This window comes from Mesorhizobium sp. AR07 (assembly GCF_024746815.1).
GTDB lineage: Bacteria > Pseudomonadota > Alphaproteobacteria > Rhizobiales > Rhizobiaceae > Mesorhizobium.
Genome location: NZ_CP080525.1, coordinates 6347202 through 6363028 on the forward strand (window position 1 = coordinate 6347202; position 15827 = coordinate 6363028).

The window sequence follows — 15827 nt, forward strand, 5'->3', positions numbered from 1 at the left end:
CTAGAGTCCATGCAGGGACCAAGGGTGCCGTCGCACGCGTTATACCAAGACGGGAGTGATTGTCGTGGGTGTCGTTCTCAATATTGAAAACGGGAAGCGGGAACCCGCCTCCATCAAGGATCTGATCGATCTGACGGCGGCCGACATGGGACGCGTCAATGAATTGATTCTGTCCAAGGCCGGCTCCGACGTCGAGATGATTCCGGAGGTTGCCAATCATCTGATCTCGTCTGGCGGCAAGCGGCTGCGGCCGATGCTGACGCTCGCCGCAGCGCAGATGTTCGGCTATGCCGGCGAGGGGCACGTCAAGCTCGCCACATCGGTCGAGTTCATGCACACGGCGACGCTTCTTCACGACGACGTCGTCGACGAGAGCGGCATGCGCCGCGGCAAGAAGACCGCCCGCATGATCTGGGGCAACCAGGCGAGCGTCCTGGTCGGCGATTTCCTGCTCGGCCAGGCCTTTCGCATGATGGTCGATGTCGGCTCGCTCGAAGCGCTCGACATCCTGTCCAGTGCGGCCTCGATCATCGCCGAGGGCGAGGTCATGCAGCTTGCCGCCGCAAAAAACCTTGAGACCACCGAGGACGAGCATTTCGCCGTCATCAAGGCCAAGACCGCCGCGCTGTTTTCGGCTGCTGCCGAGGTCGGTCCGGTCATCGCCCAGGCGACCCGCAACGACCGCGCGGCACTGCGCTCCTACGGCATGAATCTCGGCCTTGCCTTCCAGCTGATCGACGATGCGCTGGACTATGGCGGCACGAGCAAGGATCTGGGCAAGAATGTCGGCGACGATTTCCGCGAGGGCAAGGTGACCTTGCCGGTCATCCTTGCCTACCGGCGCGGCACCAAGGCCGAGCGCACCTTCTGGAAGCGCGCCATCGAAGACAATGTCGTCGATGACGCCGGCCTGGAAAAGGCGATCGGCCTGATGACCCACCACGGCGCCATTGCCGACACGATCGGGCGCGCCCGCCATTTCGGCGAGATCGCCCGCGACGCGCTGGCGCCGCTGGAAGCGACGCCGCAGAAATCGGCGCTGATCGACGTGATCGATTTCTGCATCAGCCGGGTGAACTGAGCGGCTGGCGTTTCGCGGGCTCGCTCCGGCCCATATTGGGGAGGAAGGTCGCGAATCCCGATCTCGCCGTCTCGACAAGCCGCCCCGCCGCAAATTATCTATAAAACATGGCTAAGGGCACAGACGACACCATCGCGGTGCGCATCAGCAAGGTGTTGGCGGACCGCATCATCTCGGGCGCGATCGAGCCCGGGGCTCGGCTTCGGCAGGATCACATCGCAGAAGAATTCCACACCAGCCATGTTCCGGTGCGCGAGGCCTTCCGTCGTCTCGAGGCGCAAGGGCTGGCCGTCGGTGAGCCACGCCGTGGCGTGCGTGTCGCGGCTTTCGATCTGGGCGAGGTCAAGGAGGTCGCCGAAATGCGGGCGGCGCTCGAAGTGCTGGCGCTGCGCCATGCTGCCCCGCACCTGACATCGGCCATTCTCGACCTTGCCGAGGAGGCGACCAAGGCGGGCGACAAGTCCCGCGATGTCAGGTCATGGGAAGAAGCCAATCGCGCCTTCCACCGGCTGATCCTGGCGCCATGCGGCATGCCCCGCCTGCTTGCCACCATCGATGATCTGCACGCCGCGAGCGCCCGCTTCCTGTTCGCGGCATGGCGCTCGGAGTGGGAGACGCGCACCGACCAGGATCACCGCGCGATCTTGGCCGCCTTGCGGCAGGGAAACACCGAATCGGCCGCGGTGACGTTGGGACGGCATGTCCAGTGGATTGGCCGCAAGCCGGTCAGGACCGCCTCCGGGACGACGCGCGAGGCCTTTGCCATCGTCGGTTGATGCGTGTCGCCCAAAAGTGGCCCCGGTTTTCGGGAACGACATGCATAAAAACAACAGCCTAAAGCGCGTCGCGACGCGCTTTAGGCGACCTTTGCACAGCGAAGGCTTGCCATCCCCGCGGAATTGTGGATTCGATAATAGATCGAAAACAGAAATTATCTATAATTTGCAACCGATCGAAGGAATCCCAATGGCAGACGTCGCATTCTCGTCCCGCAACCCGTCGTTCAGCCCGCTCAGGCTTCAAGGCCGCTCTCTCGGCTGGCAGATCGGAGCCGTCGTGCTCGGCACGCTGTTCCTGGCGCTGTCGTCCTATATCGAAGTGCCGATGGTGCCGGTTCCCGTGACCATGCAGACCTTCGCCGTGACATTGATCGGCGCGCTCTATGGCTGGCGGCTTGGCGCTATCACCATCGCCGCCTGGCTGGTCGAGGGCGCGGTCGGCTTTCCGGTTCTGGCCGGAGGGGCAGCCGGTCTGCAGCATTTCGTCGGGGCCGACGGGCGGCTATCTCTTCGCCTTCCCAATTGTCGGCGCGCTGGTCGGCTGGCTGGCCGAACGCGGCTGGAACGGCAACAGGGTGGTGCTTGCCTTCGCCGCCATGCTGCTCGGCAACCTTGCCTGTCTGGTGCTCGGTACGGTCTGGCTCGCTGCCATGATCGGCGCTGAAAAGGCCATCACCTTCGGGTTCCTGCCTTTTCTGCTTGGTGGTCTGCTCAAGTCGGCACTTGGTGCCGCGACACTGATGGCCCTTCGCGGCGGCAAACCGGCGAATCCGTGACGATCAGGCTGCGCGCCCATCACCTCCTTTGCCTGCTCACCTACGTGGGCAAGGGATACAGTCCTGCCTTCACCGCCAATTACGACGGGATCGCGGAGCGCCTGAGCCGGGGCGAGGACATCCTCCTCGTTTCCGGCCCGGACGACGTTTGTGCCCCGTTGCTCGACGAGCCTGAACCGCACTGCCTGCGCGACAGCGCCGCCGAACGAGACCGGTTCGCGGCGCAGGACGTGGCGGATCTGCTGGCGCGGCCAATCCGCGCCGGCGCCCGTCTCGACCTCGATGCGGCAATCCTGGCACGAATGCGGCAGGCATTTTCGGCCGGCCTTGTGCGCAGGGCTTGCGCAGGCTGCGAGTGGCATGGGCTGTGCAGTATGGTTGCGGCCGGCTTCTATCGCGACACGCGGGTGCGGCGGCCTGACTTGCCGGGCAAGCGCTGATATCGGCGACGGAGTCTCCGCGAGCGAATCTGTGATATGTTCGGCTCCGCGCAGGGCCATGGCCGGAACTCGGAAACGGAAAACTGTCCCTTGTCGCCATGGTTTGTTAATCGGGTGCCCGGATTGTGAATTCGAGGCGGATTGAAGCGCGACCCCAAAAAGGCCATGCTTTGCCCGGAAAGATCGAGTCTACGTCGATCCCGCTGACGCGGAGATGGCGCCTGGCTGAAAGGGATACGATGCAGCAAGGACGTGCGCGCTGGCTCACAGGGCTGGCAATTGTGACGGGCATGGCGATCTTGGCCATGCCGGCCTATGCCAAACAAACCACCGAACCGGTCAGGATCACGTCCTTCTCGGGAGCCTATCTGGCCGCGCGGATCGCCGAAGGCGACAACGATCTCGACAGCGCCATCGCCTACTACAAGCAGGCATTGGCCTTCAATCCGGGCGACGCCGGCCTGCAGCAGAGCCTGATGCTGTCGCTGATCGCTCAAGGCCGCTTCGACGAATCCCTGGTCTATGCCGACAAGCTCAAGGAAATTCCCGATGTCGAGCGCTTCTCGCGCCTGGCGCTTGCGGTCGATTCCTTCCACAAGAAGGATTTCACCAAGGCGCAGTATTGGCTGAAGCTGTCGCTGGAATCCGATCTCGACCGGCTGATCTCCGGGGTCATGTCCGGCTGGGCCCAGCAAGGCGCCGGCCAGGCCAGCGATGCGATGGCTTCCATCGACAAGCTCCAGGGCCCGGATTGGTTCGGCCTGTTCAAGTCCTTCCATCGCGCGCTGATCGCCGATGCGTCTGGTATGCCGGAAAAGGCCGAAGCGATCTACGCGGCGACGATGCAGGATACGGCCGCCGGCGGTGCGGCTCCCGAAACCTGGATGCGCAACGCTCAGGCCTACGCGTCGTTCCTGGCCCGCAAGGGCGACAAGGCCAAGGCGCTGTCGGTGCTCGATCAGGCCGAGGCCTTTGCACCTGGCAAGCTGGAAATCATCGCCTTGCGCAACAGGATCAGCAAGGGCGACAAGATTGCGCCTTTCGCGGCTGGCCCGTCGGACGGTGCGTCGGAAATCCTGCTTGATCTCGCCACGGCGCTCAATCGTGGTGGCGGCGAGCCGTTCGTTCGTCTTTACCTGCAATATGCCCTGGCCCTGAAGCCTGACAACGACGCGGCCCTTGTACAGCTCGCCGCCGTCTCCGAACAGCTGAAAGACGGCGAGGGCGCCATCGCGCTCTATCGGCGGATCCCCGACTCTTCGCCCCTGAAGGAGCTCTCGGACCTGCAGCTCGGCCTCAACCTCGCCGATCTCAATCGCCAGGACGAGGCGATCACCCATTTGAAAGCCTTTGTCGATGCGCATCCCGATGACATGCGCGCCTACCTGGCGCTTGGCGGCGTCTATTCGTCGAAGGAGGATTTCCGCTCCGCGGCCAATCTCTATGACAAGGCAGTCACGGTGCTGAAGACGCCGACCGCCGCCAACTGGAACATTTTCTACCAGCGCGGCATCGCCTATGAGCGGCTGAAGGAATGGCCGAAGGCCGAGCCGAACTTCCGCAAGGCGCTGGACCTGTTCCCCGATCAGCCGCAAGTGCTGAACTATCTCGGCTATTCCTGGGTCGACATGAACACGAATCTCAAGGAAGGCCTGGCGATGATCCAGAAGGCCGTCGATCTCAGGCCAAGCGACGGCTACATCGTCGATTCCCTGGGCTGGGCCTATTTCCGCCTCGGCCGGTTCGACGACGCGGTGCGCGAAATGGAACGCGCGGTGTCGCTGAAGCCGGAAGACCCGGTTCTGAACGACCATCTCGGCGATGCGTACTGGCGCGTCGGCCGCAAGCTGGAAGCCACCTTCCAGTGGAACCAGGCGCGCGACCTGAAGCCGGATCCCGACGTGCTCGCCACCTTGCAGCAGAAGCTGATGAAGGGCCTGCCGCCGATCGAATCCAACACGGCGCAGGAAACCCCGAAGGTCAAACCCGAGCCGGTGCCAGCCCCGAAGGGATGACATCGGGTTTTGAATGCAAACGGGGCTCTTTCGGAGCCCCGTTTTCGTTCCAAACGCTCAATCCGCGAAACGGGCTCAGAACAGCTTTCGATAGACGATAAAGCCGGAGCGTTCGCCGATCTTGTCATAAAGCTTCATCGCCGTGTGATTGGTTTCATGCGTCAGCCAGTACACCCGGCCCGATCCGGCTGCCTGGGCACGGTCGTAGACGCCCTCTATCAGGGCTCGGCCGATGCCTTTGCCGCGCGAGGCCTCCGTGGTGAAAAGGTCTTGCAGATAGCAATTCGGCGCGATCGCCGTCGTGCTGCGGTGGAAGAGGTAATGCACCAGGCCGAGAAGCTGTCCCTCGCTCTCGGCAACCAGCGCATGCACCGGCTCATAGGCATCGAAGAAGCGCGACCATGTCATCGCGGTGATCTCGCTTATGCCGTCTCGCCCGAGCGGCCATAAAATGCGTTGTAGCCGTCCCATAGCGGCAGCCACTGCTCGAAATCCTGGCGCGTGATGGGGCGGATGGCGACCGGGCTGGGCATGGCTGAACCTGCTGTCGTTGAGACGGGGCAAACAAACCGCAGGCTGCCATGGCCGGCAATGGGCCAGCCACCCGCAAAGCTTTCAACGTCCCGCACGCTCGCGGCGATCGGCCGGCGCGCCTTGCTTGACGCTTCGCCGCCGGGTCTCTAGGACGTGCCGGCAAGCTAGCCTTTGCTGTCGAGGCCCCCCGTGATGATTGAAATCCCCGCCCATATGCATCCCAGCCGCTCGTTCCAGGGGCTGATCCTGACCTTGCACAATTACTGGGCGAACTATGGCTGCGTCATCCTCCAGCCCTATGACATGGAAGTCGGCGCCGGCACGTTTCATCCGGCAACGACGCTGCGGGCGCTCGGGCCAAAACGCTGGAACGCCGCCTATGTCCAGCCCTCGCGCCGCCCCAAGGATGGCCGCTATGGCGAGAACCCGAACCGGCTGCAGCATTATTATCAGTATCAGGTGATCCTGAAGCCGAACCCGCCGAACCTGCAGGAGCTCTATCTCGGCTCGCTGGCGGCGATCGGCATCGATCCGTTGCTGCACGACATCCGCTTCGTCGAGGACGATTGGGAAAGCCCGACGCTCGGCGCCTGGGGGCTGGGCTGGGAATGCTGGTGCGACGGCATGGAAGTGTCGCAATTCACTTATTTCCAGCAGGTCTGCGGCATCGAATGCGCGCCAGTGGCCGGCGAACTGACCTACGGGTTGGAGCGTCTGGCTATGTATGTGCAAGGCGTCGACAATGTCTACGACCTCAACTTCAACGGCCGCGAGGGCGCCGACAAGGTCACCTACGGCGATGTCTTCCTGCAGGCAGAGCAGGAATATTCGCGCCACAATTTTGAATACGCCAACACGGCGATGCTGCTGCGCCACTTCGAGGACGCCGAGGCCGAATGCAAGGCGTTGCTCGACGCCGGTGCGCCAGCATCGAACGACAACCTGCCGATGCACCGCATGGTCTTCCCGGCCTACGACCAGTGCATCAAGGCCAGCCATGTCTTCAATCTGCTTGACGCGCGCGGCGTGATTTCGGTCACCGAGCGGCAGAGCTACATCTTGCGGGTGCGCAATCTGGCGAAGGCCTGCGGCGAGGCGTTTTTGAAGACACGGGCCGGCGGACTGGCGGCCTGAACTTCAGGCGCGCTTAAGCAATTCGAGGGAAGCGTTGATCGGCGACAGGATCTGGCCGCTTGGGCCAGCCATTGTCCGTAATGCCTGCCTAACACCCGGCATCGAGAAGGTGCCATGCACCTGCGCCGCGAAGCAGGCGCTGAGCGCCAGGATTTGCAGGAGTCTCGATGCCGTCTTCATGGTCGTTCAGCCAATAGTCCTCTGCCTGAGCGTGGGTCGCTTCAGCGCCTGCGTCTGGTTCATGGAAATCTTTGACCTAAGGACGAGCGGCATCGCCTCGTCCCGACAGAACGGCCAAAATTTCTGGAAAGGGTGACAGCGGCCAGCCGAGTTGCTATGCCCCGCGCGGACCATCTTGCCGTGCGAGCCCCATCCATGCCTGACTTGCTTCTAGAACTTCGCTCCGAGGAAATCCCCGCCCGCATGCAGCGCAAGGCGGCGGGTGATCTCAGGAGGATGCTGACCGATGGTCTGGTCGAGGCCGGGCTGACCTATGAGGCGGCGCGCGAGTACTGGACGCCGCGGCGTCTGGCGCTCGATATCAGGGGGCTGACCGCGCGCTCGAAGGATATAAGCGAGGAGATCAAGGGGCCTTCGACGACGGCGCCCGAACAGGCGGTCCAGGGTTTCCTGCGCAAGGCCGGGCTTTCATCGATCGCCGAGGCGCATGTCCATTCCGACCCGAAGAAGGGCGATTTCTATGTCGCCCACATTTCGAAGCCGGGCAGGGCGGCGGAAGAGATCATCGCCGAACTGGTGCCGGGCATCATCCGCGGCTTTCCCTGGCCGAAGTCGATGCGCTGGGGGCCGGCTTCGGCCAAGCCCGGCTCGCTGCGCTGGGTGCGGCCGCTGCAATCGATCCTGTGCACCTTCGGCCCGGAGACCGAGGAGCCGGTGGTGGTCGATTTCGAGATCGACGGCATCCGCTCGGGCAACGTCACCTATGGCCACCGCTTCCATGCGCCCGGCGCCATCACGGTGCGCCGCTTCGACGACTATGTCTCCAAGCTGGAGGCGGCGAAGGTCGTGCTCGATGCCGACCGGCGCAAGGAGATCATCCTTGCCGATGCGCGCAATCTCGCCTTCGCCAACGGGCTCGACCTCGTCGAGGACGACGGACTGCTGGAAGAGGTGTCCGGGCTGGTCGAATGGCCGGTGGTGCTGATGGGCGAGTTCGAGGAGGCTTTCCTGGCCATTCCGGCCGAGGTGATCCGCCTGACCATCCGCGCCAACCAGAAGTGCTTTGTGACATCGCGCCCGATCTCCCCCCTAGAGGGGGAGATGTCGGCGCAGCCGACAGAGGGGGGCGCTGTCCCGCCGTCCTCTCAGCGCCAAGCACCCCCCTCTGCCCTGCCGGGCATCTCCCCCTCGAGGGGGGAGATTGGCCAATCGGCGCTTTCCAACCGCTTCATCCTCACCGCCAACATCGAGGCCAAGGATGGCGGCAAGGAGATCGCTCACGGCAACGGCAAGGTGGTGCGCGCCCGTCTGTCCGACGCGCTCTATTTCTGGACGACCGACCAGGGCGATTTGCCGGATCTCGACCAACTAGACGGATCGGCGAAAAAATTCGGGCTCGATCTGAAGAAGCCGCTCGACCAGCGCATGGCCCGCCTCGACCACCTCGATGTCACCTTCCACGCCAAGCTTGGCACGCAAGGGGAACGGGTGGAGCGGATTGCCCGGCTGGCGGAAGAACTGGCGCCGATCGTCGGCTCCGATCCCGCGCTGGCGCGCCGCGCCGCTGTTCTGGCCAAGGCTGATCTCACCACGGAAGTCGTCGGCGAATTTCCCGAACTGCAGGGCGCCATGGGCCGCAAATACGCTCTGTTGCAGGGCGAGCATGCTTCGGTCGCCGCAGCGGCTGAAGAACACTACAAGCCGCAAGGCCCATCCGATTATGTGCCGAGCGATCCTGTGTCGGTCGCTGTCGCGCTTGCCGATAAGCTGGATACGCTGGTTGGATTTTGGGTCATCGAGGAAAAACCGACGGGCTCGAAGGATCCTTACGCTCTGCGTAGAGCTGCTCTTGGGACGGTAAGGCTGGTGCTGGATAATGAGACGCCGGTAAACCTTCTTTCGACCATAGCCGAGCATCGAAAAATCATCGAAGATCAGATCGACCTAAGGCACGCTGAAGAGCAAGCCAAGTCGGGCGGCGACTATGTGAGTGCACGAGCTTATGTCGGCGACGGAAGGTCTACAGACCGCGACCTCCTCGCCTTCTTCCATGACCGCCTGAAAGTCTATCTGCGCGACCAGGGCGCACGGCATGATCTGATTGATGCGGTTTTGTCGGCAGGTTCGCGCCCAATCTCCCCCCCTGTGGGGGAGATGTCGGCGAAGCCGACAGAGGGGGGCGCTGTTCCGCCGACATCTCAGCGCGAAGCGCCCCCCTCTGGCCTGCCGGCCATCTCCCCCACAGGGGGGGAGATTGGCCAATCGCAGTCCGACGACCTGCTCCAGATCGTCCGCCGGGTCGAGGCACTTGGCTCCTTCCTCGACACCGAGGACGGCAGGAACCTGCTCGCCGGCGCCAAGCGCGCGGCCAACATTTTGGCTGCCGAGGAGAAGAAGAAAACAGCGGTCGCCGACCATGTTGAGCCGGCGCTGTTTCGCGAGGATGCCGAGAAGTCGTTGTTTGCAGCGGTGAATCAGGCTGAGAAGCAAGCCGGCGAAGCGATTCAAAACGATGACTTTTCCGGCGCCCTGCTGGCGCTTAGCGTGCTGCGTGAACCGGTTGATTCATTCTTCGAGCATGTTCTGGTGAATGATGAGGACGAGGCGGTGCGCGCCAATCGCCTGGCCTTGCTCGCACGCATCCGCGCGGCCACCGGCCAGGTCGCGGATTTCTCGAAGATTGCTGGTTGACAAGCATGATCCCGAAAAGTGGGTACCGGTTTTCGGACAAGATCATGCTCGGACAAAACAGGCCGTAGGCCGAAGAGAAATTTTCTTTGCCGCCGGCCATTCGAGCCGGCTTACAGTCATATGACGATGATCTCTCCGTGGCAAAAGGGACATGTTCCCTAACCCACGGAGGCTTCCATGAATTCCGATCACGAAATCGAAGTGACAGAAGAAACCCCGGCTCCCGCCGAGGCGCTTGAATCCGCTTCCGAAACCACCCTCGACCATGCCGCTGCCGCCACGGTCGAAGCGACCGATCTGTCGGATGACGACCAACATGGCGACGATGAAGACGACGCCGAAACCGCTACGCTCTCGGGTGACGACGAAGACGAAGATGAGGACGAAGACGACGCCGACGACAGCGTAAAGGCTGAAGGCGACGACGAGAAATCCGAAGAAGACGAATCCGAAGAAGAAGAAGACGACAAGGAAGAAGCGGCCTGATTTTTCGGCTGCCGATTCTATGGTTGCCAGGGCGGCGCTGACGCGCCGCCCTTTTCTGTCAGATGCTGACCCCGTCAGTTTTCCAGAATGCTGACTTGCACGCTGTTTTCGTAGACGTCGACCTGGATTAGCGGCTCGCCATTGACGATGGCTCGCTTGGTCGAGGAACTCATCGCGCCGGGACGCTCCAGCATGCGCTGCAAATCGGCGCGCTGGTCGTTGGTCCTGAACCAGCTATCGCCCTCGTCGTCGCTGTCGCGGCGATGGAATTTGTGCCAGTTGGCGCGGTCCTGCCGCACCATCTGCGCCGCGCTGTTCAGCGCATAGCCGTCACTCGCCTGATGATCCCGATCGGAAATGCGCGCGACATAGGAACCCAGCATGTCGTCGGCATGAGCGGCGCCGGCGCCAAGCAATGACGCCAGCAGAAGCCCGGCCACGGTAACGGTCTTGGATTTTCTCATGAGAAACCCCCTTTGAAAGACGAAATCCCGCCTGCCAGAGCCGCCTGACGAAATTCAGGCGGTGACGTCCAGCGGCGAAGATAGGCTGGCGCGGAATTCGCCTGGCAATGGTGCGCCGGGCGGCAGATCACAGTCAAGCCAAGCCGTCAGGTTACTTGGCTTTGCCGGACGCGGGCATGCGCTGGGTTGTCGCCCGCGCTGGCGCGCTCGGCGGCGGGGTGGATTGCTTTCCGGCGTTCCCTGAGGGTGCTGCTGAGGCAATGGCCGTTGTTGGCGTGGCGCCTGCCGCTGGTGCAGTGCCCGCCGCTGGCGCAGTGGCTTTTGCGGGCGTAGCGGTTGGCGTCGGTGCCGAGAAGGCGGGACCGGTGATGCCGCCGCGAATGACCATCGGGCCTTGCTGGAAACCGTGCCTGGCCTCGGGCTTATCCGGGATCGCCGCCACCTTTTCATAGGTGACGTCTGGCTCCGCTTCGCCGACCGCCACGACCGACTGCACATCCTTGGTCCCGGCCACCTCGGCGATCTTAAGCTGCTTGGGCTCCCCGAGCCTGATGATGGACGGTGTCGAGGATGGCGCGCCGGGAAAAACCAGCGACGAGGCCTGTGCCCCGCCGGTTGCCGTCGCCAGAATGATGCCCAGTAGGATACGCATTGACACGGATGACAGCTCCCCTTTGCCCCAGAAGCCGCACGATAGCAGGCCGGAATTGATGCCGGCTTTCGTGGAAACATGGCATTTTAGGGATTGATGAATCGCCAATGCCCGACTTGCCCAACAGCCGCCATCGTACTACGCACGCCGGCATCTGCGAGGTGACGAGAGTGGCTGAAGTACTTGCCGTCGGCGAGGCGTTGGAGCGGGCGCTGGCGCTGCTTGAGGGCGGCGATGTCGTCGCCATCCCGACGGAAACCGTTTACGGGCTTGCCGGCGACGCCACCAACGGCATCGGCGTGGCGCGTATCTTCGAAGCCAAGGGACGGCCACGCTTCAATCCGCTGATCGCCCATGTCGCCGACATGGCGATGGCTGAGCGCATTGCCTTGTTTGATCCACTGTCGGAGAAACTGGCGCTGGCATTCTGGCCCGGCCCGCTGACGCTGGTGCTGCCGCGGCGACCCGGCAACGGCATCCACCCGCTGGTCACGGCCGGGCTCGATACGATTGCCTTGCGCATGCCAAGGGGCTTTGGCGGCGACCTGATCGCCAGGCTTGGCCGTCCGCTTGCCGCGCCCAGCGCCAATTCATCCGGCAAGATCAGCGCGACGACAGCGCAAGCGGTGGCGGCCGATCTCGGCGCACGGATAAAGCTGGTAGTCGATGGTGGCGCGACACCGGTCGGACTGGAATCGACCATCGTCAAGGCAGAAGCGGGAAGGTTGCGGCTGCTCCGGCCTGGCGGCATCGCCGCCGAAGAGATCGAGGCGGCCATCGGCATGGAGCTGCTGCGCGGCGGTGCCGCCGGCGTCGAGGCGCCGGGCATGCTTGCTTCGCACTATGCGCCGGGTGCCGCGGTGCGGCTCAATGCTGGTACGGTCGGCGAGGGCGAGGCCCTGCTCGGCTTCGGTAACCGGCGCGCGCAAGGTTGGCGACAAGCTGCCGCTTTCCTCAACCTGTCCGAAACGGGCGACCTGCGCGAAGCGGCGAGCAATCTTTTCGCCCATATGCAAGATCTCGATCGCAGCGGCGCACGGACCATCGCCGTCGAGCCGGTTCCCTTCGACGGTCTCGGCGAGGCGATCAACGATCGGCTCTCGCGTGCCGCCGCCCCTCGTGACAACACTCATGCCTCGACATAGTTTTCCCACATGACCGAAATTTCTCAGACACTCGACCCCGCTCTCATCGACCGCTTCGCCGTGATTGTCGGCGACAAATACGCGCTGCGCGACGAGCAGGATATCGCGCCTTACCTGACGGAGCGGCGCGGGCTCTGGCACGGCGTGACATCGCTGGTGCTGCGGCCGGGCAGCACCGACGAGGTCAGCCGGATCATGCGGCTGGCGAGCGAGACGGGAACGCCGGTCGTGCCGCAAAGCGGCAACACCGGGCTGGTCGGTGCCCAGGTGCCGGACAGGTCCGGCCGCGAGATCGTGCTGTCGCTGTCGCGGCTGAACCGCATCCGCGAGATCGATGTCCTGTCCAACACGGTGACGGTCGAGGCCGGGGTCATCCTGCAGACGCTGCAGGAGGCGGCCGATGCCGCCGACCGGCTGTTTCCGCTGTCGCTGGCCGCGCAAGGCTCCTGCCAGATCGGCGGCAATCTCTCCTCCAATGCCGGCGGCACAGGCGTGCTTGCCTATGGCAATGCCCGCGAGCTCTGCCTTGGTGTCGAGGTGGTGCTGCCGACCGGCGAAGTATTCGACGATTTGCGCAAGCTGAAGAAGGACAACACCGGCTACGATCTGAAGAACCTGTTCGTCGGCGCCGAGGGAACGCTCGGCGTCATCACCGCCGCCGTGCTCAAACTGTTCCCGAAGCCGAAAGGGCGCGAAGTGGCTTTCGTCGGCCTGTCATCGCCGGAGGCAGCACTTTCCCTGTTCGGCCTGGCAATGGACCGTGCCGGGGCAGCGCTCACCGCTTTCGAACTGATCGGCAAGCGGCCGTACGACTTCACGCTGGCGCATGCCCACGGCGTGGTGCGGCCTTTGATCGAGGACTGGCCGTGGTATGTGCTGATGCAGATTTCGTCCGGCCGTTCATCGGAAGATTCGAGAGCGTTGATCGAAGACGTGCTCTCGGCGGGCCTCGAACAGGAATTCGTCGGCGATGCCGTCATCGCTGCAAGTCTTGGGCAAGGCGACGCCTTCTGGAATTTCCGTGAACTGCTGCCCGAGGCGCAAAAGCCGGAGGGTGCCTCGATCAAGCACGACATTTCAGTGCCGGTGGCATTGATCCCGCGCTTTATCGATGAAGCCGCCGGTGCGGTGGCGTCGGTGAGTGCCGGCGCCCGAGTGGTCTGCTTCGGCCATATGGGCGACGGCAATCTGCACTACAACATCTCGCGGCCCGTCGACGGCGACGACGAGGCGTTTCTCGACCTCTATCATCCCATGAACAAGGCCGTGCATGACGTGGTGCGCAGCCTGCACGGTTCGATCTCGGCCGAGCACGGCATCGGCCAGTTGAAGCGCGACGAATTGATCGCCACCGCGCCGCCGATGGCGATCGACCTGATGCGCAGGGTGAAGGCTGCCTTCGACCCCGCCGGCATCATGAATCCCGGTAAGGTTATCTGATCCTTTCCACATCTTGTGGCTGGTGGCATTCCGATAACCATCCCTGAGATCAGCAAAATTTAACCGACTTTCTTAAGCGGGGCGGTAAGGAGCCCGCGCTACTGTCTGCTCACAAACGAGGCTGGAAAAACCGGCCCGGAGAGAACCGGACACCGGCTCTCAGGAGACAGACAGGAAGGCACTCTATGAACACCGGACTGAAGCCAGTCTGGGCGGGACGCAACATGCGTCTCGACCCATTCCGCCTGCCGCAAGTGGTGAGCTACGCCACGCGCGACGATTATGGTGACGTGACCTTCACCATCGACCATCGTGGTGCCGTCATACGCCGTCTGCTCGAGATGAGCGGCGTGCCGGCGATCATCGCGCTGCCCGCCAATGCGTTTCGCGGCGTCGCCGCCCGTGCGATGGAGGATCCGGATGGCAATGTCACGGTGACCCTGGAACTTCTGCACAACGATCCGATGCTGTCGGTGCCGCTGCTGGTGGCCGACGATCTCGACGATGTCGCCGCCGACTGGCGCGCCTGGGCCGACGCCTACCGCCTGCCGATGCTGCTGATCGAATCGGACGGCGTCGCCCGCACCCTGGAAGAATCGCTTGGCGCCGCCATCAAGACGCTGCCGCCGCGGGATCGCCGCAAAGGCCGTGTTTCGACCACCCGCCGCCCACGTTTCCTCGCCCGCCGCCGGGCCGGCGACCTCGGCCTCAGACTGGTCATCGACGGCCAGGAGATTATCTCGCGCGAATAGCTTGAAACTCTGCTTGCGAGGTTGGTGCTGCCCCTCATCCGGCTGCCGCCACCTTCTCCCCGTATAGGACGGGGAGAAGGGACTTCCGCACCTTTGGCACGTTTTCCGCAACGTCTGCGATTGGCGAAACCCTCGATAACGGCGTCCTGCTTGTCACTATACGGGGAGAAGTGCCCGGCAGGGCGATGAGGGGCAGCACAAGCAGTTGGAAAGATGGTTGGTTCTCACAGCTGCCAACCAATACTTTGCCGCTAAACCAGCGGCTTCAGCGCCACCCACACCGCGCCGCCGATCAGGCCAAGGAAGATCAGCCAGCCGACCTGGTTGTTCGAGCGGAACAGCCGCAGGCACTGGTCCGGATTGTCGATATCCAAAACGACGATCTGCCGGGCCATATGGGCGCCGGCGGCGATCAGCCCGGCCAGCGCCACTACTGGAGCCTGCGCCGATGCGAAGGCGATGGCGAAGCAGGCCAGCGTGCCGCCATAGAGTCCCACCAGCCACGTCTTGGTGTTTTCACCGAACAGGCGTGCCGTCGAGCGCACGCCGACAATGGCGTCATCTTCCTTGTCCTGATGCGCATAGATCGTGTCGTAGCCGATCACCCACAGGATCGAGCCGATATAGAGCATGATGGCGGGCCCATCGATGTCGCCGAACTCGACCGCCCATCCCATCAGCGCACCCCAGGAAAAAGCAAGGCCGAGAACCAGTTGCGGCCAGTTGGTTATTCGCTTCATGAACGGATAGACGGCGATGATGGCCAGCGAACAGATGCCGAGCAGAATGGCGAAGCTGTTGAACTGTATGAGCACCGCCAGGCCAACCAGTGCCTGCAGGCCGATAAACACCCATGCCCGCAGGCGCGTCGTCTTGCCCGAAGGCAGCGGCCGCGACCGGGTGCGCTCGACCTGGTTGTCGATGCCCTCGTCGACGAGGTCATTGTAGGTGCAGCCGGCGCCGCGCATGGCGATGGCGCCGATGAAGAACAGCACCAGATACAATGGCGCCGGCAGTAGCGAGAGCAGCGGATCGCCGGGACGCGGATAGGCACTCGCCGCAAGCGCTGCCGACCACCAGCACGGCCACAGCAGCAACTGCCAGCCGATCGGCCTGTCCCACCGGGCAAGCTGCGCATAGGGCCATATCGTGCGCGGCAGCACGCGGTAGACCCAATGGCCGTTCGGCGCATCGGCGACACGGCCCTGGGCTGCTTTCGACTGGATGGGTTCCATCATGCTGGATTGGCAGCAGACTG

General features: G+C 63.4%; 14 protein-coding genes and 2 pseudogenes. 11 read left to right on the forward strand and 5 right to left on the reverse strand.

Translation table 11 applies throughout. The annotated features are described in order from the left end of the window. Nucleotides 1-64 precede the first annotated feature (64 nt). The 5 genes and pseudogenes from BPNPMPFG_RS31235 to BPNPMPFG_RS31255 all read left to right on the forward strand — a co-directional run bounded on the left by BPNPMPFG_RS31235 (nt 65) and on the right by BPNPMPFG_RS31255 (nt 5091). Nucleotides 65-1081, forward strand: a complete 1017-nt coding sequence (locus tag BPNPMPFG_RS31235) for a polyprenyl synthetase family protein (protein ID WP_258592394.1) — start codon at nt 65-67, stop codon at nt 1079-1081. A 107-nt stretch (nt 1082-1188) separates the two neighbouring features. Further along, a complete protein-coding gene (locus BPNPMPFG_RS31240; RefSeq protein ID WP_258592395.1) occupies nt 1189-1857 on the forward strand; it encodes a GntR family transcriptional regulator in 669 nt (222 codons plus the stop codon). 190 nt (nt 1858-2047) lie between these two features. Continuing rightward, nucleotides 2048-2636, forward strand: a pseudogene (locus BPNPMPFG_RS31245) (biotin transporter BioY). Next, nucleotides 2633-3076 (forward strand): DUF1284 domain-containing protein, encoded by a 444-nt coding sequence (locus BPNPMPFG_RS31250; RefSeq protein WP_258592396.1) that lies wholly within the window; start codon nt 2633-2635, stop codon nt 3074-3076. Before BPNPMPFG_RS31245 ends, BPNPMPFG_RS31250 begins: the two are co-directional and overlap by 4 nt. Nucleotides 3077-3315: 239 nt before the next feature. Continuing rightward, nucleotides 3316-5091, forward strand: coding sequence for a tetratricopeptide repeat protein (locus tag BPNPMPFG_RS31255; RefSeq protein ID WP_258592397.1), 1776 nt, complete (start codon nt 3316-3318; stop codon nt 5089-5091). Between the two features lie 75 nt (nt 5092-5166). Here BPNPMPFG_RS31255 and BPNPMPFG_RS31260 read toward each other — a convergent pair. Beyond that, nucleotides 5167-5624: pseudogene (locus BPNPMPFG_RS31260) on the reverse strand (GNAT family N-acetyltransferase). A gap of 193 nt (nt 5625-5817) precedes the next feature. Here BPNPMPFG_RS31260 and BPNPMPFG_RS31265 point away from each other — a divergent pair. Then, nucleotides 5818-6759, forward strand: a complete 942-nt coding sequence (locus BPNPMPFG_RS31265) for a glycine--tRNA ligase subunit alpha (RefSeq protein ID WP_258596999.1) — start codon at nt 5818-5820, stop codon at nt 6757-6759. A 3-nt stretch (nt 6760-6762) separates the two neighbouring features. On the opposite strand, the gene BPNPMPFG_RS31270 is transcribed toward BPNPMPFG_RS31265, so the two are convergent. Next, on the reverse strand, nt 6763-6939 hold the full coding sequence (locus BPNPMPFG_RS31270) for a hypothetical protein (RefSeq protein WP_258592398.1): 177 nt from the start codon (nt 6937-6939) through the stop codon (nt 6763-6765). 195 nt (nt 6940-7134) lie between these two features. On the opposite strand from BPNPMPFG_RS31270, the gene BPNPMPFG_RS31275 reads away from it, so the two are divergent. Together BPNPMPFG_RS31275 and BPNPMPFG_RS31280 are read left to right on the forward strand one after the other, a co-directional pair. After that, nucleotides 7135-9630, forward strand: a complete 2496-nt coding sequence (locus tag BPNPMPFG_RS31275) for a glycine--tRNA ligase subunit beta (protein WP_258592399.1) — start codon at nt 7135-7137, stop codon at nt 9628-9630. A 177-nt stretch (nt 9631-9807) separates the two neighbouring features. Then, a complete protein-coding gene (locus BPNPMPFG_RS31280) occupies nt 9808-10116 on the forward strand; it encodes an ATPase (RefSeq protein ID WP_258592400.1) in 309 nt (102 codons plus the stop codon). Between the two features lie 74 nt (nt 10117-10190). Here the strand turns inward: BPNPMPFG_RS31280 and BPNPMPFG_RS31285 are convergent, their stop codons facing one another. Together BPNPMPFG_RS31285 and BPNPMPFG_RS31290 are read right to left on the reverse strand one after the other, a co-directional pair. Continuing rightward, entirely contained in the window at nt 10191-10580 is a 390-nt protein-coding gene (locus BPNPMPFG_RS31285) for a hypothetical protein (protein ID WP_258592401.1), read from the reverse strand. Between the two features lie 151 nt (nt 10581-10731). Beyond that, nucleotides 10732-11232 (reverse strand): hypothetical protein, encoded by a 501-nt coding sequence (locus BPNPMPFG_RS31290; protein ID WP_258597001.1) that lies wholly within the window; start codon nt 11230-11232, stop codon nt 10732-10734. 170 nt (nt 11233-11402) lie between these two features. Here BPNPMPFG_RS31290 and BPNPMPFG_RS31295 point away from each other — a divergent pair, with 170 nt between their 5' ends. From BPNPMPFG_RS31295 to BPNPMPFG_RS31305, 3 genes are all read left to right on the forward strand, one after another. Further along, nucleotides 11403-12377 carry an L-threonylcarbamoyladenylate synthase gene (locus BPNPMPFG_RS31295; protein WP_258592402.1) on the forward strand — a complete coding sequence of 325 codons (975 nt, stop codon included), beginning with the start codon at nt 11403-11405 and terminating at the stop codon, nt 12375-12377. A 9-nt stretch (nt 12378-12386) separates the two neighbouring features. Next, the gene (locus tag BPNPMPFG_RS31300) at nt 12387-13817 is read left to right on the forward strand and encodes an FAD-binding oxidoreductase (RefSeq protein WP_258592403.1); all 1431 of its coding nucleotides are present in this window, start codon (nt 12387-12389) and stop codon (nt 13815-13817) included. Between the two features lie 185 nt (nt 13818-14002). Next, nucleotides 14003-14569 (forward strand): DUF6101 family protein, encoded by a 567-nt coding sequence (locus BPNPMPFG_RS31305; protein WP_258592404.1) that lies wholly within the window; start codon nt 14003-14005, stop codon nt 14567-14569. A gap of 251 nt (nt 14570-14820) precedes the next feature. On the opposite strand, the gene ubiA is transcribed toward BPNPMPFG_RS31305, so the two are convergent. Beyond that, nucleotides 14821-15804, reverse strand: a complete 984-nt coding sequence (gene ubiA / locus BPNPMPFG_RS31310) for a 4-hydroxybenzoate octaprenyltransferase (RefSeq protein ID WP_258597002.1) — start codon at nt 15802-15804, stop codon at nt 14821-14823. Nucleotides 15805-15827 lie beyond the last annotated feature (23 nt).

Coding starts and splice junctions, on each gene's coding strand:
- BPNPMPFG_RS31285 (WP_258592401.1), bottom strand. CDS start 10,580: ATGAGAAAATCCAAGACCGTTACCGTGGCCGGGCTTCTGCTGGCGTCA.
- BPNPMPFG_RS31300 (WP_258592403.1), top strand. CDS start 12,387: ATGACCGAAATTTCTCAGACACTCGACCCCGCTCTCATCGACCGCTTC.
- BPNPMPFG_RS31255 (WP_258592397.1), top strand. CDS start 3,316: ATGCAGCAAGGACGTGCGCGCTGGCTCACAGGGCTGGCAATTGTGACG.
- BPNPMPFG_RS31305 (WP_258592404.1), top strand. CDS start 14,003: ATGAACACCGGACTGAAGCCAGTCTGGGCGGGACGCAACATGCGTCTC.
- BPNPMPFG_RS31275 (WP_258592399.1), top strand. CDS start 7,135: ATGCCTGACTTGCTTCTAGAACTTCGCTCCGAGGAAATCCCCGCCCGC.
- BPNPMPFG_RS31280 (WP_258592400.1), top strand. CDS start 9,808: ATGAATTCCGATCACGAAATCGAAGTGACAGAAGAAACCCCGGCTCCC.
- BPNPMPFG_RS31240 (WP_258592395.1), top strand. CDS start 1,189: ATGGCTAAGGGCACAGACGACACCATCGCGGTGCGCATCAGCAAGGTG.
- BPNPMPFG_RS31265 (WP_258596999.1), top strand. CDS start 5,818: ATGATTGAAATCCCCGCCCATATGCATCCCAGCCGCTCGTTCCAGGGG.
- ubiA (WP_258597002.1), bottom strand. CDS start 15,804: ATGGAACCCATCCAGTCGAAAGCAGCCCAGGGCCGTGTCGCCGATGCG.
- BPNPMPFG_RS31290 (WP_258597001.1), bottom strand. CDS start 11,232: ATGCGTATCCTACTGGGCATCATTCTGGCGACGGCAACCGGCGGGGCA.
- BPNPMPFG_RS31270 (WP_258592398.1), bottom strand. CDS start 6,939: ATGAAGACGGCATCGAGACTCCTGCAAATCCTGGCGCTCAGCGCCTGC.